The organism is Collinsella provencensis (genome assembly GCF_900199705.1).
In the GTDB taxonomy this organism is placed as follows: domain Bacteria; phylum Actinomycetota; class Coriobacteriia; order Coriobacteriales; family Coriobacteriaceae; genus Collinsella; species Collinsella provencensis.
Genome location: NZ_LT904908.1, coordinates 1,513,250 through 1,535,304, shown reverse-complemented (window position 1 = coordinate 1,535,304; position 22,055 = coordinate 1,513,250). Strand labels below are relative to the sequence as shown.

Below are 22,055 nucleotides of genomic sequence, written 5' to 3'. Positions count from 1 at the left end.
CCCAGCAAACCCCGCCGCAACGCCCCGTAGGGACATCTGCGGCGGGTCTGTACGCATCCATCTTTTGCGCGACCGCATGTAGTCATGCAATCGCACCTTTTCTCGTATGTTCCGCAGCTTAGCGCTCAAACACGCAGCGACCGCCCACATACGTTTCCTGGACCTTGGTCTTTTGGATGTCCTCGGGATCGCACGCGGTGATGTCCTGGTCGAGCACCACGAAGTCGGCTAGGTAGCCCGGAGCAATTTGCCCGAGCTCATGCTCACGCCCGGCAGCCGCGGCACTGCCCGCCGTGTAGATGCGCAGAGCATCCGCCGCGGAAATACGCTCGTTCGGCAACCAACCACCTTCGGGCTTGTGCGTAAACGGATCCTGGCGCGTAATCGCCGCATAGAGCACGTCCATGCTGGTCACGGCCGTGATGGGTGAATCGGTGCCGTACGCTTGGTCGATGCCGCGCTCGAGGTACGTGGCAAACGGCCACATAATCTGTGAGCGCTCCAGCCCCAAGTCGCGTTCGGGACCGCCGGGATCGAGCGTGATGTGCCCCGGCTGCGAGCTCGCCAGTACGCCAGCCTCGCGCAGACGGTCGATGTCCTCGGGCAACAGATTCTCAAGATGCTCAAGGGTGTTGCGCCCCTCCTTGGGTGCACCGTAGCGCTCGCGCGCCTCCTCAAAGATGTCGATCGCCGCGTGGATGGCCGCATCGCCGATCGCATGAATGCGCACCGAGTGGCCGCGCTCCGCAGCCGCAAGCACCAGCTCACGCATGTGATCGGGCTGAATCGTGGGGCGGCCGCAATCACCCTCGAAGTAGGCATTGGTATACGGGTCGGTCAACCACGCGGTATGCTGGCTGCTCACGCCATCGAAAAACTGCTTGAAGCCCGGAGCCGCAAGCATCGAGCTCTCGGCAAACCGCTCTTGCAGCTCCTCCAAACGCGACTGGTCATCGAGCAACGTGGGGTACATGTTCACGCGCATGGTGAGTTTGTCCTGAGCCTCAAGCGCCTCGTAAATGTCATCGCGCACGAAGTCGCAACCCTCATGCGGCATGAGCGCCATATCGCAAATCGAGGTGATACCTTGCTCGGCCATACGGGCCATCTGGTCCTCATACGCCTGAACGATGTCCTCCTCGGTGAGCCATTCCAGGCAGTGCGGTAGCAACTCCATAGCCGCCGCCTCCTGAATCACGCCCGTAAGCTCGCCGTTCTCGTCCTTATCGTAGCTGCCGCCCTGCGGAGGCACGGAGTCTTTCGTCACACCGAGGGCCTCGAGAGCGCACGTGTTCACCCAGAGCGTATGGCCGTCGCCCGAATACATCACGCACGGGCGATCGGGGAACGCCTCATCGAGCGAATGTTTGGTGGGAGACACCGGCGGATTCCAGCGGTAATCGCGCCAGCCCTGCGTAACCACCCACGCGTGCTCGGGCAAGCCTTTCGCAAACTCGCGGGTGCGCTCCACGAGGTCTGCCTCACTTTCGCCCATGCACATGAACAAGAACGGGGAGCCGCCGAGCGCCGTATGGAAGAAGTGCAGGTGAGCATCGTGGAAACCAGGGCACACGAGCGCGTCGCCATAGTCGCGCACCGGTGTGGAGGCCGGGCATGCTGCCATGATTTCTTCGGGCGCCCCCACCGCCACGATGCGATCGCCCGCGACGGCAAACGCCAGTTCATGCGCCGCGTGCTCGTCGCTCGCGCTAGTAAAAACATGCTTGGAACGAACGATGTAATCAACCTGATCCATGATGCGCCTTCCCTTATGTTTGCGATGTTTCACACATGGTCGCTTGCGATTTGTCACACATAGTGAAGATAGCACATTGCTCTGCGGTTAAACGTTATTCCGCGCACGCAACATCGTGCTAGAGTGGAGCGTGTGGACAACCCGATGCGCTGTTGTCCGGTTTAATACAACCCAACGGCTTTTGTGAAGCTTTAGCTTGCCCAACCAGCGCTTGAGGAAGAAGGCGTCATATCATGACGAAGACCAAGGCTCAGCAGATTATGGACTACGAAGGATCTCGAACGGCCGAGGAAATCACGCAAGCCATCCAGGACATCGCAACTGAGTTCGAACCCTACATCATTCGCCAGCGCCGGCATTTCCACAAATATCCCGAACCCAGCCTGGAAGAGGTGCGCACCACATCCGACATCGTGGGCCAGCTCGACGCCATGAACGTCCCCTATGAGCGCCCGCTCAAGACCGGCGTCGTCGCCACCCTGCGCGGCACCGCGCCCGACGCGTACCTGCCCGACGGAACGCCGCGCCGCCGTTTACTCATGCGTGCCGATATCGATGCCTTACCCGTCACCGAGCGCACCGGCGACGAGTTTGCCAGCGTCAACGAGGGCTTCATGCACGCGTGCGGCCACGACTGCCACATCGCCATGATGCTCGGAACCCTGCAGATCCTGCGCCATATGACCGACGACATCCACGGCGAGATTCGCGTGGTCTTCCAGCCTTCCGAGGAAAACGGTTCGGGCGCCAAGATGATGTGCGAAGCAGGCGCGTGCGAGGGCGTCGACGGCGCATTTGCCATGCATGTTTGGAGTGAAGTCGACGCGGGCACCATTTCCTGCGAACCCGGACCGCGCATGGCAAATACCGACTGGTTCCGCATCGACATCAAGGGTACCTCGTGCCACGGAGCCATGCCTCAACGCGGAGCCGACGCGGTAATGGTTGCCGCGGAGATCGTCAACGTGTTGCAGACCATCGTAAGCCGTGACCTCTCCCCTTACGAGCCCGCCGTCGTCACCGTTGGCGAGCTTCACGCAGGAACCGCGCGCAACGTCATCGCAGGCGAGGCGTTCCTCGCGGGCACCGTCCGCACGTATAGCGAGAACACCCACCAGCTCATGCCGGGCCTCATTAAGCGCATCGCCATCCATACCGCGCAGGCACTCGGCGCCGAAGCCGAGCTCTCGGACTACACGGTGGCGCACTATGCCGTGGTAAACGACGAAGCGGCGAGCAAGCGTTGCCGCAACGCCGTGGTAAAAACCCTGGGTGAGGAGGGCGTGGGCAGTTACCGAGGCACGATGTCGGGAGAAGACTTCTCCGAGTATTTGGCTCAAGTGCCGGGCATGCTCGCCTTCGTTGGGTGTCGCAACCCGCATGTTGGCGCCGCGGCGGCCATGCATTCCTGCTATTTCAAGGTCGATGAATCCGTGCTCGCCAAGGGATCTATGGTCGCCGCACAGTACGCAATCGACTTCCTGGGCGAATAACAAGCACACCTGGGCGGTTACCTCAGGTCACCCCAGGCATATCGTTCCATGCTCGAACAGTCCTGCGCAAGACGGAGAACCCACTGGGTTCTCCTTTGCGTGCGGAACTGCGCGTGAAACGATATGCCTGCTATCAACCCATTTGGATACTTTTTGGCAGTCTGATGCCGCATTTTTGCCTTTAGAGCCAAACATGTTTTTGAATTGTGCATTGCTGTCGCTGGGGGCGAAGCAACCTGAATCTCATGCACGATGAGGTAGGGTTTTCGTATAGTTTCGGCATTTTCCCAAGTAGCCAAAAAAGAGCTTCGATAAAAGCGCTTGTAGGAGTATTGCCGATTTCAGAAAAAAACGTCTCTACTCGAAGAAATCGTGCATCAATACGAAAACTCTATCTCGTTGTGCTTTGGACTGCACCTAGTTGGTACCGCGGAAACCCTTGCCCACGATTTCGGAGCTATCCACAATGGTGATAAAACAACCCGGATCAACCTCGCGCGCATAACGGCGCAGCTTAACAGCCTCGCGGCGACTCAACACGCACATGATCACCGTAACGAGATTGCCCGAAAACGCCCCGTAACCGCGGCTGATCGTAGCCGTGCGATTGAGCTCCTGCACGATGTACTTCTCCACCTTGACCGGTTCACGACAGATGATAGTGCAGACTTTACGCAGGTGAATGCTCTCGATGGCCTTATCAACCACAAGTGTCTTGGCAAAGAGACCGAGCACGCAGTACAAACCGACACGCGGACCGTACAGCACGGCGGCGATGCACACGATGCTGATGTCCACAATCAGCAATGCGCGTCCAATCTCAAGCGTGCTATGCCTCTTGAGAATCATGGCCAGGATGTCGGTGCCGCCGGTCGACGCGCCGATGTCAAACACCAAAGCGCTGCCAATGGCGGGCAATATCACGGCAAAGCACAGGTCAAGCCACATGTCACCCGTGATCGACGTGGTCGAGGCGGTTGGGAAAAGCATCTCAAACAATGACACGTATCCCGAAAGCGCAAACGAGGCGAACACACTCCACAAGATGGTCTTGCGTTCGAGGAAGATAAATCCAAGCACCACCAGCACGAGGTTGATGATCCACATAAACGCACCCACGGGCAACGAAGGGAACAGCGTGGACAAAATAACCGAAACGCCCGACGTGCCACCAAATGCGAAGTGATTGGGCGTTTTGAACAGCACGATGGCAAGAGCGGTGAGAATCAGTCCGGAATTGAGCGTAACGAAGAAGCGGATGAACCGCGGATCGCTACTGCGCTTCTCGCCCGCACGCTCACCGCGCTCGATATCTTCAGGCGTGACGAGGTGCTCCATGGGCTCGACGGGGGCAACGTGCGCAGCTGAAACCACGTCCTCTGTCCGCTGCTGTGTATTCTCAACTTCGTCCTGCACGTCCGCCATGTCGCTGCCCTCCATACGCACGACGCTCATTCAGACCATGATACTAACGCGTCGCTCAAGAAAAACAACCCACCTGCGTCCAGAACACAGGTGGGTGCAAACACAGCCTTGATTATTCGTTTTAACGCAAGAAGTGCACTTGCGAAACAATCGCTTCGGGCGAATGACTTAGAACGCGGTCAGAGGGTCAACGCTGCACTAGAACGCAGGCAGCACGTCCTCGCCGTAGGTCTCCTCGAGGTACTTCACGAAGTCAGAGGAGGTCAGCACGTCAACGAGAGCCTTCACGCCCTCGCTCTCGAGGTTGTCGGGAGTGGTGCAGATGACGTTGGCGTACTGCTCGACAGCCGTGGTGCCCGCCTGCTCGTGCGCAACGGCGTCGGCCACGTGGTAACCGGCCTCGATGGCGTAGTTGCCGTTGATGACGGCGAAGTCGACGGAATCAAGGGCACGCGGAAGCGCAGCGGCCTCGAGCTCCTGGAAGTTGAGGTTGTGCGGGTTCTCGGCGATGTCCTTGGGCGTGGCCTCGAGGTTCTCGGGATCCGTAAGGGTGATGAGACCCTGGTCCTGCAGCAGAAGCAGGGCGCGGCCCTCGTTGGTGGGGTCGTTGGGGATGGCGATGGTGGCGCCGTCGGCGATGTTCTCAAAATCGGAGGACTTGCCCGCATACACGGCGAACGGCTCGTAGTGGATGGCGCCGGCGGACACCAGGTCGGTGCCGTTCTCGGCATTGTAGTTGTTGAGGTAGTTGATGTGCTGGAAGTAGTTGGCATCAACCGCACCGGAGGTCGTGTCCTTATTGGGCTGGATGTAGTCGGTGTATTCCTTCACCTTGAGCTCGATGCCCTGCTCGGCGAGAAGCGGGGCGGCGAACTCGTTGAGGATCTCGGCATGCGGGGCGGGGCTGGCGGCCACGGTGAGCGTAGTCTTCTCGGCCGCATCGGAACCGGCAGCGGGAGCATCGTTGCCACCGCATGCGGTCAGTCCGCCCAAAGCGACAACACCCAGGCCAGCGGCGGTCGCGGTAAGCAGGTTGCGACGGGAAATAGTGGAAATGTTCTGCATGATACGTTCCTTTCTTACAGGTATATACACGAATTTGACAAACAACTTGATGAGTTGAAACCGAATAAACCCTATCGATGATCGATCTTGCGTGCAATGAGGTCGCACACGGATTGGATAACCTGCACGAGCACGATCAGCAGAATGACCGTGACGATCATCGCCTCGTCCTCATAACGGTAATAACCGTAGCGAATGGCGATGTCGCCCAAGCCGCCCGCGCCCACGGCGCCGGCAATGGCGGTGTAGCCAAGCACAGCGATGAGGGTTACCGCGATACCGCGCACGATGCTCGGCAGAGCCTCGGGCAGCAAGGCGGAAAACACGATGCGTGGAATCGACGCGCCACACGCCTCGGCTGCCTCGACGGCGTCGCGCGAGACCTCGGCAAGCGACTGCTCGATCATGCGCGCCACAAAGGGAGCGGTGGCAACCACGAGCGGCGGGATAACGCCGCGCACGCCTGTCGACGTTCCAACTAGGCCCTGCGTCATGGGCATGAGCGCGATGAGCAAGATGATGAACGGCAGCGAGCGGCCGATGTTGACTACCCAGCCCAGCACGGCGTTGAGCGCGAGCATGGGACGCAAACCGCCCGGAGCCGTGAGGTGCAAAATCACACCCAGCACGACGCCGAACACATATGCAATGGCAGTCGATGCGAAGAGCATGACGAGGGTGTCGATGGTGCCCTGGGTGAGAAGCGGGGCAAACTCCGCGAGGAATTCGTTAAGCATCCCAGTCCACCTTTCCCAGCAAAACCTTGGTAGCATCTGCCTGCGGATTGGCAAACACGTCCGCCACGCTTCCCTGCTCCACCACGCAACCGTCCTCGAGCACAGCCACGTTGTTGCAGATCTTTTCCACCACGTCCATCGAGTGGGTGATGACCACGATGGTCACACCGGTCTCGCGATTGATGTCGCGCAAAAGCTTGAGAATGGTGTTGGTGCTCTTGGGGTCAAGTGCGCTGGTTGCCTCATCGCACAAAATGACCTCGGGGTTGCACGCCAAGGCACGGGCAATGGCGACGCGCTGCTGCTGTCCACCGGAAAGCTGGCTGGGATAGCTCGATGCCTTTTCGCGCAGGCCCACGCGTTCGAGCAGCTCGAGGGCGTGCTCGCGGTCCTGGGTCGAAACCTTGCCGTTTGCCGCAACATAGGGGAAACAAACGTTGTCGAGCACGGTCTTTTGCGCCAACAGGCCAAAGCTCTGGAAAATCATGGCGACACGACGACGATACGTGCGCAGGTCCGCACCGTGCAGCGCCGTGACGTCCTGGCCGTCAACGACGACCTTGCCCTCAGTGGGGCGCTCGAGAAGGTTGATGGTGCGCACGAGTGTGGATTTGCCCGCACCGCTCATACCGATGATGCCGAAAATGTCACCGTCGGCGATATCAAGGCAGATATCGGTGAGCGCCTGGGCACCACCCGGATACGTTTTGCAAACATGTTGGATACTGATCACAAGGAAAACTCCGCTTGCTGATGGGTCGTTCAGAAGGCAACGGCCTCCTGCCGGAGACCGTCTAGCTGAGGCGCCCGGTCTCTCCCAGCACGCGAAGGCCGCGCGACATGACAGAGTGCCCGGGCGAGGGCATCTCCATGACCATCATCATGCTATGTGCAGCGTTCGTAATCATGAAGACGAGGTTATCAGGGTACCGCAACCTCGGCAACCTATGGAACCCGTCTGTAACAAAAGGGAAACCGCTGCAGCTAAAAAGCAGAATGCCTGCAGGTTTTCGCAGGCACTCCATAGCTCGTTTGAGTTTTCACGGCGCTTCGAAGTCTTCCGTAGGACGAAAGCTATCCCCGTAGCTTTCTACAGGCTCCCGCAGGCAGCGTCAGCGCGGATGCGCCAGCCTCCCGCCCGAACCCTCGCCCTACTCAGCACTCTCGGCGGAATGCTTCTTGGAGGCCTCATACTCTTCACGCGTGACAACATCCTCAATGCGCAGGTTGATGCCCGCAACATCCAAGCCGGTCATCGTGCCCAAGCGCTCGACCACGCGTTCCTTGACATCCTCGAAAATCGCCGGCGCATAGCAGCCGTACTCGATGATGACGGAGATGTTCACGATCACGCGGTTGTCGTCGGTAACCTCCACGCTCACACCCTTGGTGAGGTTCTCGGCACCCAGCGTCTCCTGCACAAAGTGCATCAGGTTACCCTTCATGCCCAGTACGTGCGGAACCTCGCGCGTCGCCATGGCGACGATTTTCTCGATCACGCCGTTGGAATAGGTGAGCGAGTCGTACGAGTCGTCCTCTTCAAAGTCGTCCTCGTCCTCAGGCTCAGCAAGCGCGTCGTCATCCACAGGCGCAAGCTCAACCGATTCGTCGGCAGCCTGCCCCTCCGGCACTTCGGCCTCCATCTCGACCTCGGCCTCAACCGCCTCGGGCGCTACCTCAGCCTCGGCTACTTCCGTTGCAGCTTCCATCTTGCTATCCATCTCGTCTGCCATGGTATCCTCCTTGCCTTCAGCCGTGAGGGCCGCGTCGTTCCCATCAAATGCACGGGCAGACGCATTTGCCGGCCCGCGCGAAACCGTTACTTCCCGTTGATAATGCGGTTCAAGAAATTGCCCGCAGAGCCCCCACGAGGACCCTTATCGTCCATCATGTGGCCGATCGCCGCGCCCACGCCCACGAACACCGCGATAACCAGCGTACGCCATAATCCAATGATCAAAATCAACACCGCCAACACAAAACCGAGGATGCCATAGAGCGTGGCATGTGGATGCGCGTCGGCATATGCCCAGGCAACGCGCCCGACACCCTCGAAAAAGCCGATAGTCGCCGTCTGGAAGCTGCCCGTTTTGGAGCCAGCCCCCTTCTTGGTATCGCTCGACTCCGAATTGGTACCCTGACCAGGCTCTTCATATGAAGGTGTTTCCACCACGAGCGTTGGCTCGATTATCGCCTTGGGCGCCTTGCGCGCGTCATGTGCGTTCTCACTCATCGACAATCTCCCTGGTCACAGTCACGGTCTTACTCGGCAAAAAGCGCACCTGCACCACGGCGCCGGGCACGCCGAGCGTCTGGTCGCAGGCGTCTTGGACATGGGCCTGCACGCGGCGGGCAAGTCCCTCGAGGTTGTGAGGTGTCAGAGCGACGGCGTCGATAACAATGCGAGTTTCACTTTTATCGTGCCCCACGACGTGCGCTTCGACGTTTTCAATGATGAGGTCCGAACTCGCCGCCGCCGTACGGGCAACGGAAACGAGGGCAGCGGTGGAAACCTCGATATCGGGATTCCCGCTCAAACGCATGCTCGGCGGCTCGGGCTTTTGAGTGAGCAGGGCAAGCAGCACGACGAACATCTGCACGGCAAGAACAGCCAAGCTCACACCAACAATCACATGGCCGGCCCGCGTGGCGAGCAGCTCGACAAAACGACCGGTATAGGGACCAAACAGCGAACCCGCAAGCGCAGAAATCACAATAACACCTGCAAGCAGGTAAATCACCAGGGCTACGGTGCGAATACGCTTCATGGTCCCTCCTCTCGCATCTCGAATCCTCGACGCTCGGCATCGTCCACGCCGTCGTGCGGCGGTCGTTCATGACGTTGTGCAACCCGGCACAACGGGTACCGCCGCATGCGCCGCCGTGCGACACAGCGCAACACGTGCCCGCGGCGCACAACCGAGGCGCACCGCGCATGCATGCTGCCTCTTGTACCCAAACCGCAAGGCAACATGACCGCACGTTGCACAATTATAAAACGAGCCGGGCCTGCTCATACAGACCCGGCTCCAAACTAAGCGCTTCTTAAACGCCCGCACGCAAAACGTTCAACCGAACAGCGCGCGGCGATCAAAGCTCAAAACCTCAGGCGAATGCCATCCGGATTCGCGTTACTCCTCCTCAAGAGCAGCGATGACCTCATCGGTCATGTCCATCGTGGAGTAAACGTCCTGGACGTCGTCAAGCTCCTCGAGGCGGTCGATGAGGCGCTGGACCTTCTTGGCATCAGTGCCGGAAACCGTCGTGGGGGTGGTGGGGACCATGGTAAGCTCGGCACCCTTGACCTCGATGCCCTGCTCTTCGATGCCCTTGGAAACGGCCATGAGCTCGTTGGCGGCGGTCCAAACGACCCACTCCTCGCCAGCGTCCTCGTAATCGTCGCCACCGGCCTCGGCAACGGCCATCATGAACTCTTCCTCATCACCGGCAGCGCCGTTGTCCATGAGGTTTTCCTTCTTGTCGTTGGGGTCGACGATCTGCTTGGCAACCACGACCTGGCCCTTGCGCTCGAACTGGAACGCAACGGAACCGGTGGTGCCCAGGTTGCCGCCCGCGTGAGAGAACGCGGAACGCACGTCGGCGGCGGTACGGTTACGGTTGTCGGTCAGGCACTCGACGTACACGGCCACGCCCGCGGGACCATAGCCCTCGTAGACGATGTTCTCGTACACGGCCGCGTCGGCACCGGCACCAAAGGCCTTGTCGATGGCGGACTTGATCTTGTCCTTGGGCATGGACTGAGCCTTGGCCTTGGCGACAGCCGCAGCAAGGGAAGCGTTGTTGTCCGGGTTGGGGTCGTTGCCCAGGCGAGCGGCAACGGTGATGTTACGGCTCAGCTTGGAGAACAGGGCGGAACGCTTAGCGTCCTGCGCACCCTTACGATGCTTGGTTGTTGCCCATTTAGAGTGTCCGGACATGTGATGCTCCTTCAAGTATCCCTGCTTGCACCGCCTTAAGCGCAATGCAAGCCAATATAAACACACGGTATTGCATGATATACCGATTGGAACCGCCGCGAAAGGGGGTGCGCAGCGTTAACACACCTCGCGAGGAAAAATCAGTGCAGATTAACCTATCGAGCGTGATAAAAACGCCATCGAACACCGTGTGCCGCGACGCACGGTTGCGGGCGACGAGTGCAGGCACCGCATCACGATCGAATAGGCTTCGTCACTGCATGCACTGAGTGTTGAGCGCGGATTCCTAACCCTCAACCTCAAGATGCTGCGGCCGCTTGAAGCGCAACGCGAGGGCAATAAGCGCCGCTCCGCCCACGATAAGCGGAAGGCTAAGCAATTGACCCATCGTGACCCAGCCACCAAACAGGTAGCCGAGCTGAGCATCGGGCATGCGAACAAACTCAATCAGGAAACGCACGATGCCGTAACCCAACACGAAGGCCCCCATAAAGGTGCCTTGCGGCGGGAGCTTCTTGCGACGGCTCATGGCGTAGAGCAGGACGAACAGCACGATTCCCTCAAGAAACGCCTCATAGAGCTGAGAAGGATGACGTGGGATGCTGCCCGCCGAACCACCGAAGACCACGCCCCAGGGAAGGTCCGTCGGTTTGCCCCAAAGCTCCCCGTTCACAAAGTTGGCGCACCGCCCCAGGCACAGCGCCAAGGGAACACCGATAAATGCCAGGTCAGCGATGGTAAACGGAGATAACTTGAGCACGCGGCACACGATAAGTCCGCCGACGATGCCGCCCACCAAGCCTCCGTGGAAGCTCATGCCACTGATACCCTGTCCATTGGAGCCAATGAAAATCTCAAGTGGGTGCTCGAAGAAGTAGCCGTTGCTATAAAACAGCACATAAAACAAGCGCCCGCCGATAATGAGGCCAAAAACCACACTGATCACAACCGACATGAGGTCGTCGACGCTCAAATTGAGATGCCAGCGCTTCGCCGTGCGATACATCACCACTGCGACGACAAGCGCGCCCACCATGTAGGCAAGGCCGTACCAGTAAATGGTGATGGGTCCCGCCGAAAACGCAACGGGATCAAGGCTGTGATAGAGGTCGTTCAGCATGTTTAGAACGGAGCGTACTCGTCATAGAGGTCGTTGAGAGCGTCTGCGTTACCGCCCATGCGCTCGACACGCGTCACGCCGGGAACGTGCTCTTTGAGGATGCGCTCAACGCCCATGGAAAGGGTGAGCTGGCTCATGGGGCAGCCGGCGCAAGCACCCTGCAGCTCAAGCTGGACCACGCCGTCCTCGGTCACGCCGAGATATTCCATGTCACCACCGTCAGCCTGAAGGTTGGGGCGAATCTGCTCAAGAACCTCTTTGAGAAGCTTCTCATCTACAGCCACGTTGGGCTCCTTTCACGTCAATGCCCATGCAGCGGCTCGAGACCGGGCATCCAGCGTTGGCATTCGATGCTCGCACTCAACACACCGCACAGTAGCTGCCCATGATACTACAAGCCTATACCCACAAGGTGGCACGCCTAACGGCGGGTGCGATCGCCCCGCGCATACACGTAACGCATGCTGCCCGAACAAACCGTCCGGACAAACCGTCCGACACGGAAGCATAGGTGCGCAACGAAGCGGCATGCTATCCGAACAAGCCGCCCAACACGGAAGCGAACGCGATGATCACGCCCACAATGGACTCGCCGCCCAACACGCCTGAGGCGACCATGATTCCCACTTCGTCGGCATCCTCTTTACCGGCGGTAAGACGGTCATACGCAAACTTGACCAGCGTGCCCAAAAACGCGGAGAACGACATGTAAAACGGCAGGTACACACCGAGGCCGAGCATCATTGCCGGAATGCGCAGGCAGTGCAAAACCACACCCGCCAGCAGGGCAAGCGAAAATGCGGGGACGTTCGGAATGCCCGAAACCATCGTGGCGACCACGCTTGCCTGCGCGGAGACGAACAGCTTGCCAGGTCCAAAGGCGTTGACACCATACGCACCCACGANAGGGAAGGGAAAAACCCCCCCCGCCAGCAGGGCAAGCGAAAATGCGGGGACGTTCGGAATGCCCGAAACCATCGTGGCGACCACGCTTGCCTGCGCGGAGACGAACAGCTTGCCAGGTCCAAAGGCGTTGACACCATACGCACCCACGAGCGCGCTCATCACCAGGACGGCGACAACCGTTCCCAGCAGCGATCCGATTGCCTGGCCACCCCACATGGCGCGCGGGTCGGTCCCGATGATGGCACCCGTCTTGAAGTCGCTCATCACGTCACCCGCAAGACCACAGGCAACGGCGATGACACCTGCCACAAAGAACAGCTTGACCTGCGGAATGCTCGGCGTGATAGCCGCCACGATCAACAGCACGATGAGACCGAAGATCTCCATGGGGTCGATACCCGTGCTTCCCACCGACTGAGCCGACATAATGGCCGTGACGAACGCGAGCAGCACGATCGCCACAACGGCGACCAGCGGCAAGCCGAGCATGAAGCACAGTACGAGGGCCGCAGCGGCGGTAATCAGCCCCAAACCGCCCGCATCCATCTTGGACATGCCGCGCATAAAGGCCTCTCCTTGAACGCCGGGACCTTCAGAATCGGCGCCCTCGTGCGCCTTGCGCTCGCGCGTCGAACGAATCATCTCGGCTGCTTGGGGCAGGATATCGCGCACGACAACGCCCACGCCCGAACCCATCATGAGGCCCATACCCAGGCTACTTACCACGCCCTGCACCGTCGCAACGTCCGCGAGATTGAGGGCCGTAGCCACCACGGGAATACCCAGGTTGCCCAACACGGCGCCGGTAATCCAGAAGAGCGCAGAGGCTCCACCCAGCAAAAAGCCCACTGAAAGCAGCATGGGCGAGTTGTAGATGCCAAACGCCACGCCCGGAATGGGAAGCTGACACAACATAGCGGGAATGACTCCCAGCACATCGCGGGCAACGCACCACAGTCCTGCAAGGCCCATGGAGCCAAAGAGGCGCAGCCCCGTCTTGCCGCCATCACGGCTCGCCTTGAGCGTTTCGGCGGCTGCGACACCGATGGGATATTCGAGCTCCGACTCGTCGACAAAACGACGGCGAATGAGAGCGGTGGCGACCAAACCGAGCAAGGTGCCCGCAAGCGCCACACCGAGCATCTCGACAAGGGATGCCTGCTCGCCGAACATCCAGATGCCCGGAATCGTAAACGCCAAACCTCCGGCGACCATCGAGCCCGCGGACATGATGACCTGCGTAATGTTAACTTCGTTCAGACTCGTGCGACCAAAGGCGCGCAGCAGCACCAGCGCTGTGATAGACGTGAAGATGGTTGGCCAGGGCAATGCGCCCATTTTGAGCGCTGTGTACACCGAGGATGCCGTGATTATCACACACCCGATACATCCGATGAGCAGCCCCGCCCAACTGAGTTCTTTTCGCATGACGTGCCTCCCGTGCGCAGGCAAAACCTGCCGTCAAACAGTACATAAACAAAATCGCACGGAATAAGACGATTTTTTCGCGACTCAATCAAAGGACAGTCCGCCCATACGCCAATTTCGCAAACGGCAAAATCGACGCGCAAGCGCCTCCTCGACGAATCGACAGAAATCCCCTCATTTCGTGCGATTAATCAAGCGGTAGCGATTATAACAGCTTGGCACCTTGTGCGACGCTCGTTTAGTCCTTAAAAAGATAACCCACGCCGCGAACCGTGGAGATGTGCGCGGCGATCTGCGGACCCACCTTGCTGCGGATACGACGAATGTGCACGTCAACCGTACGCGTACCGCCACAGTACTCAAAACCCCACACGCGATGCAGCAACACCTCGCGGCTATACGCGCGGTTGGGATGTGTTGCCAAAAAGCTCAGCAGCGAGTACTCCATAAGCGTGAGATCGACGGGCTCTCCATCGAGCGAAACCTGGTAAGTTGCCAAATTGATGGTGAGGTTGTCGATGGTGAGCACTTCATCGAGCATCACGGCTTCGCTATCGCCCAACAACAGGCGCACGCGCGCCTCAAGCTCGGACGCGCTCGCCCCAGAGCAAATGAAATCCGAGCGCACTTTGCTGGGAAGATGCAGGTCGGAGAGGTTCTCCTCATCCAAAATGAGCATCATGGGAGCACCGCCGCGGCCTTCGAGCCATGAGCCGATCGCGTCGATGCGGTCTGCTCGTACGCCGTCTGCATCGAGCACGAGCAGGTCGAAGTCGTGCGCGGCGGCAGGCGAATCGGGTGTGGCGACGTGGACCTCAACTCCAAGCGTCGAGGTCAGCGTGGTCACGAACTCGTGAAACCGCGTTGTTCTTGCCATAAACAGAACTGTTTTATCGGACATGCGCGTACCTCCAACAGAGGAATCATAGCAAAAACCGCACGTCCAATGCACATAAATCAGGAGTTGGCGAGATACTGCTCGACTTCCCACTCGGTCACGGTCGCATTGAAGCGGTTCCACTCATCGCGTTTTTTGTTGAGGAAGAAGCCGTGGATGTGCTCACCCAAGGCTTCTTTCATGAAGTCGGAACCCTCGAAGATGTCCAGGGCCTCACCCAGGCTACGCGGCAGGCGGCGGATTCCGCGCGCCTCAAGCTCGCGGGCAGGCAGACGAAGCAGCTCTGACGTCGCCTCTTCGGGCAGCTCGAGGCCGCGTTTGATGCCATCGAGACCTGCGGCCAACGTCACGGTGTTCACCAGATACGGATTGGCCGTGGGATCGGGGCTGCGCAGTTCGATGCGGGCCGCAGCACTCTTGCCCGGCTTGTAGATGGGGACGCGGATCATCGCGGCGCGGTTGCGCAGGCCCCACGTCGCGTACAGGGGACCATCGCCCGCGCTGGCGGCGGTCAGGCGCTTATAGGAGTTGACCGTGGGATTCGCGATTGCGGTGATCTCCGCGGCGTGATCGAGGATGCCCGCCATGTAGCTCCGTGCAACGGGTGATAGGTGATGCAGCTCGTCGCTCTCGTCCCAGAAGGCGTTGTTGCCCTCGCGGTCGAACAGCGACTGATGCAGGAACATCGCACTCGACGGTTCATCGGCGCGGGGCTTGGGCATGAACGACGCAAGGATATCCGACTCGTAAGCCATGGTACGGATGACATGCTTGGCCGTGATAAGCGCATCGGACATGCTCAGCGCCTCGGCATGGCGCATTGAGATGCCATGTTGAGAGCGCCCGGAGCTGTGGAAGGTGTACTCCACCGGGATACTCATCTTCTCGAGCATGAGCACCGTGGAACGGCGCAGGTCACGCGCGGAGTCGGACGGCGTAAGGTCAAAATAACCGACCTGGTCCATGGGTTCGGGGGTGCGCTCGTCGGGGAAATAGTAAAACTCGAGCTCAGCGCCCACGTTCATGATGTAACCCAAGCGCTCGGCGCGGCGGAACATGCGGCGCAGCGCTTCGCGCGAATCGCCGGGGAAATGCTCGCGATTGGGCATACACACGTCGCAGAACATGCGGGCGGCGCCGTTTTCCTTGGGGCGCCACGGAAGGATTTGGAACGTCGAGGGGTCGGGGAACGCGAGCATATCGGCCTCGTCGGGGGTCGTGAAGCCCTCGATGGCAGAGCCGTCAAAACCGATGCCCTCTTCAAAAGCGACCTCGAGGTCCTCGGGGCTGATAGCGAAGCTCTTGAGATGACCGAGAACGTCGGTAAACCACAGGCGGACAAAGCGGATATTGCGCTCTTCCACGGTGCGGAGAACAAAATCGATATTCTGCTGCTGATCCATGAACGCGCCTTTCTGGACGTGATGATTCAAACGTGCGCGCATATCGTTACACACCAATGTTACGGAGTGGTTTCACCCATCCAAACGGTGCGTTTTGAAAGGCGGCTGGACAAGCGGACGCAAAACGCATGTTTATTGCCCTCTCTTGTTCCACGCGTTCACGCCCTGCGTGGTGTTCGACGCAGCTAGGCACGCTCAAGTTGTCGGGTTTTTGGTTTTATGCCAGCTTGCCTTCGGATTCCAACTCAAGCAGGTAGCGCTTACGCTCGATACCGCCCGCGTAGCCGGTAAGCGACCCGTCAGCACCCACCACGCGATGGCACGGCACGATGATCGAAATGGGATTGCGACCCACCGCGGCACCCACAGCGCGCGGCGATACCTGCATACCAGCTGTAGCGGCCGTGCAGCCCATACGCTCGCCCACCATGCGGGCAAGCTCACCATAGGTGACTGTCTCGCCGTACGGAACGGAAAGCAACGCCACCCAAACGGCATGCTGGAAGTCGGTTCCCTCAACATGCAACGGCGGCGTCCAACGCGGATCCTGCCCGGCAAAATACGCGTTCAACCACGCCCATACGCGCTCAAGCACAGCCACGGCAGCAACGTTTTTCGGGCTGCCCGCATGCATCGGTCGCTCGCCCGAAACCGCATCGCACCCACGAATCTCCTCGCACGACTCACCGTCATCGACGATGACCCCCTGCGGGAAGGTTCCGCGCGTCATGTCAAACTCAACTTCGGAGCCCGTAAGCGTCGAACCAAAATGCTTTTGATCGGCAAACCACAGCCCACGCAAGCCACGTGCGTCAGCAGCCAGCACGATTTCGCCCAATGGAGAATGATACGTTGTGGTAATCATGCGGCCCCCTCCTCGCACGGTTCAACCATTGTACAGCTAAATGCACTGAGCCCTCGCGCTTACTCAACAGACTTGAACGCCATCGTGTGATTCGCGCGCACGCGGTAAGCCGTCCTGTAAAACGCGCCATTCCGTTCGGCGAATCACCCTCGTCTCCTCCGAACAAATCACCCCGTCTCCGACGGGCACATCGCGCTTACTCTGCAGACTTGAGTGCGCCCACCATATCGATACGGTCAAGGCTCCTGTTCGTCATTTGATTGATGATGAGCGTGAACACGAGCGACATCACCGAAGCAAACAGATACGTTTGCGGCTCCACGATCGTGTCGAAGAACAGCGACGGCATGCGCAACACGTACGTGAGGAAGCGCGTGATGGCGTAGCCCATGGGCCAGCCCGCCACGATGCCGATCAACGTGAGGACAATCGTCTCTTTGTTGATGTAGCGGTACACCTCACGCCGGCGGAATCCCAGCACCTTGATGGTCGCAAGTTCGCGCTCGCGCTCGGAGATGTTCGTGTTGGAGAGCGTGAACACCACAGCGAACGCCAACGCCGCCGCCATAACCGTCACGATGTACACCACCACGTCGATGATCTTGAAGCTCTGCGAGAAGTCGTTCGCGATGCGCGTGGAACTCGAAACCGAAACGAATTCGTCACCTGAGGCGAGCTCGTCGGCAAGCGCGATCTTCTCTTCATCCGTGCCCGTGAGGTTGACCAAGAACGCGTTGGGAACGCACGCCTCGCCGAACGCCTCGCGGTAGGCGTCCTCGGTCATGATCACGAAGTTGCCGAGAAAGTTGACGGTGATGCCGTCCACGCACGCGGAGCCTGTCCGCAGCGTGGAATCCTGCAGCTCAAACTCGTCATCCAGGCCAAACCCGAGCACCTGCTCGACGTTCTTGGTAACCAGCACACCGTTTCCGTCGTGGGACAACGGCAGGTCCTCCCCGCTCGTATCCGCCGGGAAGAGCCACGAGGTGTTGGAACCGTCGACCGTGCGCATGTACGCCGAGAAGTCGGCGTTATTGGGAACCACGATGAGTTGGAGGCTTTCCTTGACGCCGCCGAACTCGGCAGTCGCCGTATCCACGCGCGCCTCGAGCATCGTGTCGATCTCGCCCGTCTCGCGCAGGACTTCCTCGCCCGCAGCAAAATCGTCGTCGGTCGTCACGGCCATGAGGTCGTAGCGCACCATGCCATCAGCACCGTACTGACGCGGCTTGAGCGAGATCACCGTGTCGCGGATGCCCAGACCGCAAATCATGAGCGCCGTGCAGCCGGCGATGCCGAACACGGTCATGAGGAAGCGCTTCTTGTAACGGAAGAGGTTGCGCGCGCTCACCTTGTTGAGGAAGGACATGCGACGCCACAGAGGCGTGATATGTTCAAGCAAAATGCGCTTACCCGCACGTGGAGCTTTGGGTCGCATAAGCGAGGCTGGCGTCTCCTTGAGCACGTGGCGGCACGCCAGGAACGTGGCGCCCACGATACCCACGGCGAACAACCCCACGCCCGCCAGCGCGGACCACAGGTTGAATCCCAGCTGGAACTCCGGCAGCGCGTACATAACAGTGAAGATCGTGAAGAGGATCTCGGGCAGCACGATGAAGCCCAAAGCGTCGCCCGCAATGCCTCCGGCAAGGCACGCGGAGAACGAGTAGATCAGGTACTTGGACAGGATCCGCGCCTTGCTGTAGCCGAGTGCCTTGTAAACGCCTATGAGTCCGCGGTCCTCCTCGACCATGCGCGTCACCGTGGTAAGGCTGATAAGCACTGCGACTGTGAAGAAAATCAGAGGGAATACGGTGGCGATAGACTCGATGGAACTCGCATCGGACTCGATACTCGAATAGCTCGCCAACGAGGTTCGATCTTGGATATACCACGTTGCCCGATCGATGCCGTCCACATCAGCATGGGCGTCTGCGAACTTCGCATTGGCGTCTGCCTTCTGCTCATCAAGCTCGGCTTGACCCTCCGCCGCCTCGCGCTCTCCATCGACAAGCTGCGCGACACCTTCATTGAGCTGACGCTGTGCATCGGCACGCTGACGATCGAGCTCTGCCTGAGCCTCGTCCAACATGGGCCCGCTCAACGCCGCATCGGCCAGCAGCCCTGCCTGGCCCTTGAACCCCGAAAGTTGAGACTTCATAAGCCCTATGGTCGCCTTGAGCTGCGCCACCTCGGCTTGGATTCCCTCGATTTCCTCCTCGCTCTCGGGATACAGCGCCACCAGGGTCTTGATACTCTGCGCCTGCTCGGCGGTGATGGTACCCAACAGCACCATCTGGTCGAGCATCTGATTGATACGCACTTTGGTATCGGGGTCGGCAGCGGGAAGATCCTCGAGCGCGGCGTTCAGCTCGTCGCACAACGCGATGCCCTCATCCGCCTGTTCGGACATCTCATCCAGATGCGCATCGACGGCATTGACGAACTCGGGCTTGGCCGACGCATCGCCGTTTTTCAGACGCTGCCATGCGCTCGTCGGCCACGCATCACCCATAACCGAAGCAAGCGTATCTGCCATCGACATCGCGGAGTCAACCTGGGCACGCGAAGCGTCTATTTGCTGCTGCGCGGCATCGAGCTGTGCCTCCGCAGAAGCACCCTGACTGGAAAGCTGATTCTTACCTGCGGCGATTTGCGCCAACGCGTCATCAATCTGACTTTGCGCGTCCGCAAACCGCTCGTCAACCTCACCTTGGACCCCGTCGATCGCATCGTGCGCATCGGCCTTTACGCCATCGGTACGCGCCTCTTCGCGCTGCTCGCGAATATCCTCAACGCCCTGCTTAACGTCATTTATCAGGTCCTTATACGCACTCGAATACGTCATGAGGTCCGCGGCGCCATCCACCGTAAGATAGGCCACCGTGAAGGTATCGCGGTTCTCAACGGCATTGAGCGTGAGGAAAAACGCGTACTTGGGACCGCCCGTGCTGCGAAACGACATCGTCTTGGAGCCGGCATTCACATCCATGGGATCGAGCACGACGCCCACGATGGTGTACTCTCCACGCACGAAGATGGCCTCGGATTGTTCAGAGTCCATATCGAAGTCGACGGTATCCAAGTCATCGATTCCATCGGTCAAATCGTCGGAGGAATCATCTGCGCCTGTTGCATCCTCTGCATCCGTTGCGCTCTTATCGTCGCTCTCAGCAACCGCATCATCTGCAGGCTCCTCGTCCGCACCTGCAAATGTGACCGTATCGCCGATCTTCTTACCGCTATCGTCCAAGTACTTTTGCGTTACCGCAAGCTCGAACGTATCGCGCGGCAAACGGCCCTCGACCAATTGGGGCTCGTTCAAACCCTTGGCGGAAAGCGCTTTGAGGTCGACCTTCTCGCTCGCACCATCGATGTCGGTATATGCGGTTTCGGCAAAACTGCCCTCCGCCGCATCGATTCCCTCGAGCTTGGAAAGCGCCTCGATGTCGCCCTCGTCCAAACCAAGCGTCGACTTGACTGAAATATCAAACAGATGTTGAGCATCGTAGTAGTCATCCGCGGTCATGCGAAGGTCGTCGCACGCCGCCTTGAGACCCACCAGCATGGTGGCGCCAAGCGCCGTGATGATGAACAGCGAGATGAAACGCTTGAGGTTTCCTGTAATGGTTCGACGAATGTCCGTGGCAAACGCGTTGGGACGCAGCGGCACGCGCGGCACAGCACCGCGCGCGGCATCCTTATCCTGACGTTTCTTGTCACCAAAATGAGTCACGGGCAGGCCTTTACCACTCGATGTCGGCGATGGGAACCGGGCTGGAGTTGACCTGCATGTCCGTCACCTGTCCGCTCTTGAAGCGGATGAGGCGATCAGCCATGGGCGCAAGCGCCGAGTTGTGCGTGATGATGAGAACCGTGATGCCGTCGCGGCGACAGGTGTCCTGCAACAGTTGAAGAACCTGCTTGCCCGTCTGATAGTCGAGTGCACCCGTAGGCTCGTCGCAGAGCAAGAGCTTTGGATTCTTGGCCAGAGCGCGGGCGATGGACACGCGCTGCTGCTCGCCGCCCGAAAGCTGCGAGGGGAAGTTCGCCATGCGTTCGCCGAGGCCCACCTTGCGAAGGCAATCTTGGGCATCGAGCGAATCAGGACAGATCTGGGAAGCCAGTTCGACGTTCTCGAGTGCCGTCAGATTGGGAACAAGGTTATAAAACTGAAAAACAAAGCCCACGTCCGCACGACGATACTCAACAAGCTCGTCCTCGCTCGCCTTGCTCACGTCACGCCCGTCCACGACAACGCTTCCGCTGGTAGCGGTGTCCATACCGCCCAAAATATTGAGAGCGGTCGTCTTGCCGGCGCCCGAGGCGCCCAAAATCACGGCAAGCTCGCCGCACTCCACCTGAAACGTAGCGCCATCAAGCGCGCGAACTTCACCCTCGCCCGAACCATAAATCTTCGAAACGTTATTAAAGTCGATGTAGGGCATGCCGTGTACTTTCTCCTGCGTTACGTCTCTGTGTCGATACGTTGTACCCACTAGAGTATACGAAAAACGCACACCACCTAAGGGACTTCAACTTTTTTCAACTTTCCCTTGACCTTGCCGCTCAGTTTGGTATATTTATCGAGCTGTCATTGACAGCCGATTGTGGCTGGGTAGCTCAGTTGGTAGAGCAGGGGACTGAAAATCCCCGTGTCAGGGGTTCGATTCCCTTCCCCGCCACCCTTGATTGTGAGAGCCGGGACCGTGAGGTTCCGGCTTTTTTGTTGTCGGTGTGCGGAATCGAACCCCGTTCGGGGTGCGGAGCTGCGCCGAGGCGCGGGAGCGCCTCGCCAGCGGAGCACGCGAGGGCCGCAAGGCCCGAAGCGGAGGGGCCCACTGTTCCCTATGCTTTCGAGCCGTTACCTATGCCCCATTGCGGTTACCTATGGTTTCTTGCGTTTTAGGAGCCAGAAAAGGCAGAAAAGCATAGGCAACGGCATCTCACCATAGGCAGCACCATCTCACCATAGGCAGCACCATCTCACCATAGGCAGCACCATCTCACCATAGGCAACG

The 22,055-nt window shown here is 59.4% G+C and carries 18 protein-coding genes and 1 tRNA gene; 2 read left to right on the top strand and 17 right to left on the bottom strand.

Annotation, left to right across the window (positions count from 1 at the left end):
• Positions 1 to 118 precede the first annotated feature (118 nt).
• Positions 119 to 1,756, bottom strand: coding sequence for an amidohydrolase (locus C1711_RS06800; protein WP_102338352.1), 1,638 nt, complete (start codon positions 1,754 to 1,756; stop codon positions 119 to 121).
• A gap of 233 nt (positions 1,757 to 1,989) precedes the next feature.
• Here C1711_RS06800 and C1711_RS06795 point away from each other — a divergent pair, with 233 nt between their 5' ends.
• Positions 1,990 to 3,249, top strand: coding sequence for an amidohydrolase (locus C1711_RS06795; RefSeq protein WP_102338351.1), 1,260 nt, complete (start codon positions 1,990 to 1,992; stop codon positions 3,247 to 3,249).
• A 417-nt stretch (positions 3,250 to 3,666) separates the two neighbouring features.
• On the opposite strand, the gene C1711_RS06790 is transcribed toward C1711_RS06795, so the two are convergent.
• The 16 genes from C1711_RS06790 to C1711_RS06710 form a co-directional block, all read right to left on the bottom strand.
• Positions 3,667 to 4,587 carry a YitT family protein gene (locus tag C1711_RS06790; RefSeq protein WP_199824891.1) on the bottom strand — a complete coding sequence of 307 codons (921 nt, stop codon included), beginning with the start codon at positions 4,585 to 4,587 and terminating at the stop codon, positions 3,667 to 3,669.
• A gap of 285 nt (positions 4,588 to 4,872) precedes the next feature.
• Positions 4,873 to 5,739: a MetQ/NlpA family ABC transporter substrate-binding protein gene (locus C1711_RS06785; RefSeq protein WP_102338350.1), complete on the bottom strand. Its 867-nt coding sequence runs from the start codon at positions 5,737 to 5,739 to the stop codon at positions 4,873 to 4,875.
• Positions 5,740 to 5,810: 71 nt separating this feature from the next.
• Positions 5,811 to 6,476, bottom strand: coding sequence for a methionine ABC transporter permease (locus C1711_RS06780; protein WP_102338349.1), 666 nt, complete (start codon positions 6,474 to 6,476; stop codon positions 5,811 to 5,813).
• Positions 6,469 to 7,209, bottom strand: coding sequence for a methionine ABC transporter ATP-binding protein (locus tag C1711_RS06775; protein ID WP_102338348.1), 741 nt, complete (start codon positions 7,207 to 7,209; stop codon positions 6,469 to 6,471). The genes C1711_RS06780 and C1711_RS06775 overlap by 8 nt, the downstream gene beginning before the upstream one ends.
• A 418-nt stretch (positions 7,210 to 7,627) precedes the next feature.
• Positions 7,628 to 8,209 carry an Asp23/Gls24 family envelope stress response protein gene (locus C1711_RS06765; RefSeq protein ID WP_407641529.1) on the bottom strand — a complete coding sequence of 194 codons (582 nt, stop codon included), beginning with the start codon at positions 8,207 to 8,209 and terminating at the stop codon, positions 7,628 to 7,630.
• Between the two features lie 86 nt (positions 8,210 to 8,295).
• Positions 8,296 to 8,709 (bottom strand): DUF2273 domain-containing protein, encoded by a 414-nt coding sequence (locus C1711_RS06760; protein WP_102338346.1) that lies wholly within the window; start codon positions 8,707 to 8,709, stop codon positions 8,296 to 8,298.
• The gene (locus C1711_RS06755; protein WP_102338345.1) at positions 8,702 to 9,244 is read right to left on the bottom strand and encodes a hypothetical protein; all 543 of its coding nucleotides are present in this window, start codon (positions 9,242 to 9,244) and stop codon (positions 8,702 to 8,704) included. Before C1711_RS06755 ends, C1711_RS06760 begins: the two co-directional genes overlap by 8 nt.
• 363 nt (positions 9,245 to 9,607) lie before the next feature.
• On the bottom strand, positions 9,608 to 10,414 hold the full coding sequence (locus tag C1711_RS06750) for a YebC/PmpR family DNA-binding transcriptional regulator (protein WP_102338344.1): 807 nt from the start codon (positions 10,412 to 10,414) through the stop codon (positions 9,608 to 9,610).
• A gap of 286 nt (positions 10,415 to 10,700) precedes the next feature.
• Positions 10,701 to 11,534 carry a prolipoprotein diacylglyceryl transferase gene (lgt, locus tag C1711_RS06745; protein ID WP_102338343.1) on the bottom strand — a complete coding sequence of 278 codons (834 nt, stop codon included), beginning with the start codon at positions 11,532 to 11,534 and terminating at the stop codon, positions 10,701 to 10,703.
• A gap of 2 nt (positions 11,535 to 11,536) precedes the next feature.
• A complete protein-coding gene (locus tag C1711_RS06740; RefSeq protein WP_102338342.1) occupies positions 11,537 to 11,818 on the bottom strand; it encodes a NifU family protein in 282 nt (93 codons plus the stop codon).
• A gap of 247 nt (positions 11,819 to 12,065) precedes the next feature.
• Positions 12,066 to 13,868, bottom strand: a complete 1,803-nt coding sequence (locus C1711_RS06735; protein WP_102338341.1) for an OPT/YSL family transporter — start codon at positions 13,866 to 13,868, stop codon at positions 12,066 to 12,068.
• A gap of 238 nt (positions 13,869 to 14,106) precedes the next feature.
• Complete coding sequence (locus tag C1711_RS06730; protein ID WP_102338340.1) at positions 14,107 to 14,769, bottom strand: response regulator transcription factor; 663 nt, start codon at positions 14,767 to 14,769, stop codon at positions 14,107 to 14,109.
• Between the two features lie 56 nt (positions 14,770 to 14,825).
• Positions 14,826 to 16,169: a glutamine synthetase family protein gene (locus tag C1711_RS06725; protein ID WP_102338339.1), complete on the bottom strand. Its 1,344-nt coding sequence runs from the start codon at positions 16,167 to 16,169 to the stop codon at positions 14,826 to 14,828.
• Positions 16,170 to 16,386: 217 nt separating this feature from the next.
• Positions 16,387 to 17,034, bottom strand: coding sequence for a methylated-DNA--[protein]-cysteine S-methyltransferase (locus C1711_RS07965; protein WP_324761449.1), 648 nt, complete (start codon positions 17,032 to 17,034; stop codon positions 16,387 to 16,389).
• A gap of 196 nt (positions 17,035 to 17,230) precedes the next feature.
• Entirely contained in the window at positions 17,231 to 20,770 is a 3,540-nt protein-coding gene (locus C1711_RS06715) for an FtsX-like permease family protein (RefSeq protein ID WP_234346322.1), read from the bottom strand.
• 10 nt (positions 20,771 to 20,780) lie between these two features.
• On the bottom strand, positions 20,781 to 21,482 hold the full coding sequence (locus C1711_RS06710; protein WP_102338338.1) for an ABC transporter ATP-binding protein: 702 nt from the start codon (positions 21,480 to 21,482) through the stop codon (positions 20,781 to 20,783).
• Positions 21,483 to 21,646: 164 nt separating this feature from the next.
• On the opposite strand from C1711_RS06710, the gene C1711_RS06705 reads away from it, so the two are divergent.
• A tRNA-Phe gene (locus C1711_RS06705) sits at positions 21,647 to 21,719 on the top strand.
• Positions 21,720 to 22,055: the final 336 nt, after the last annotated feature.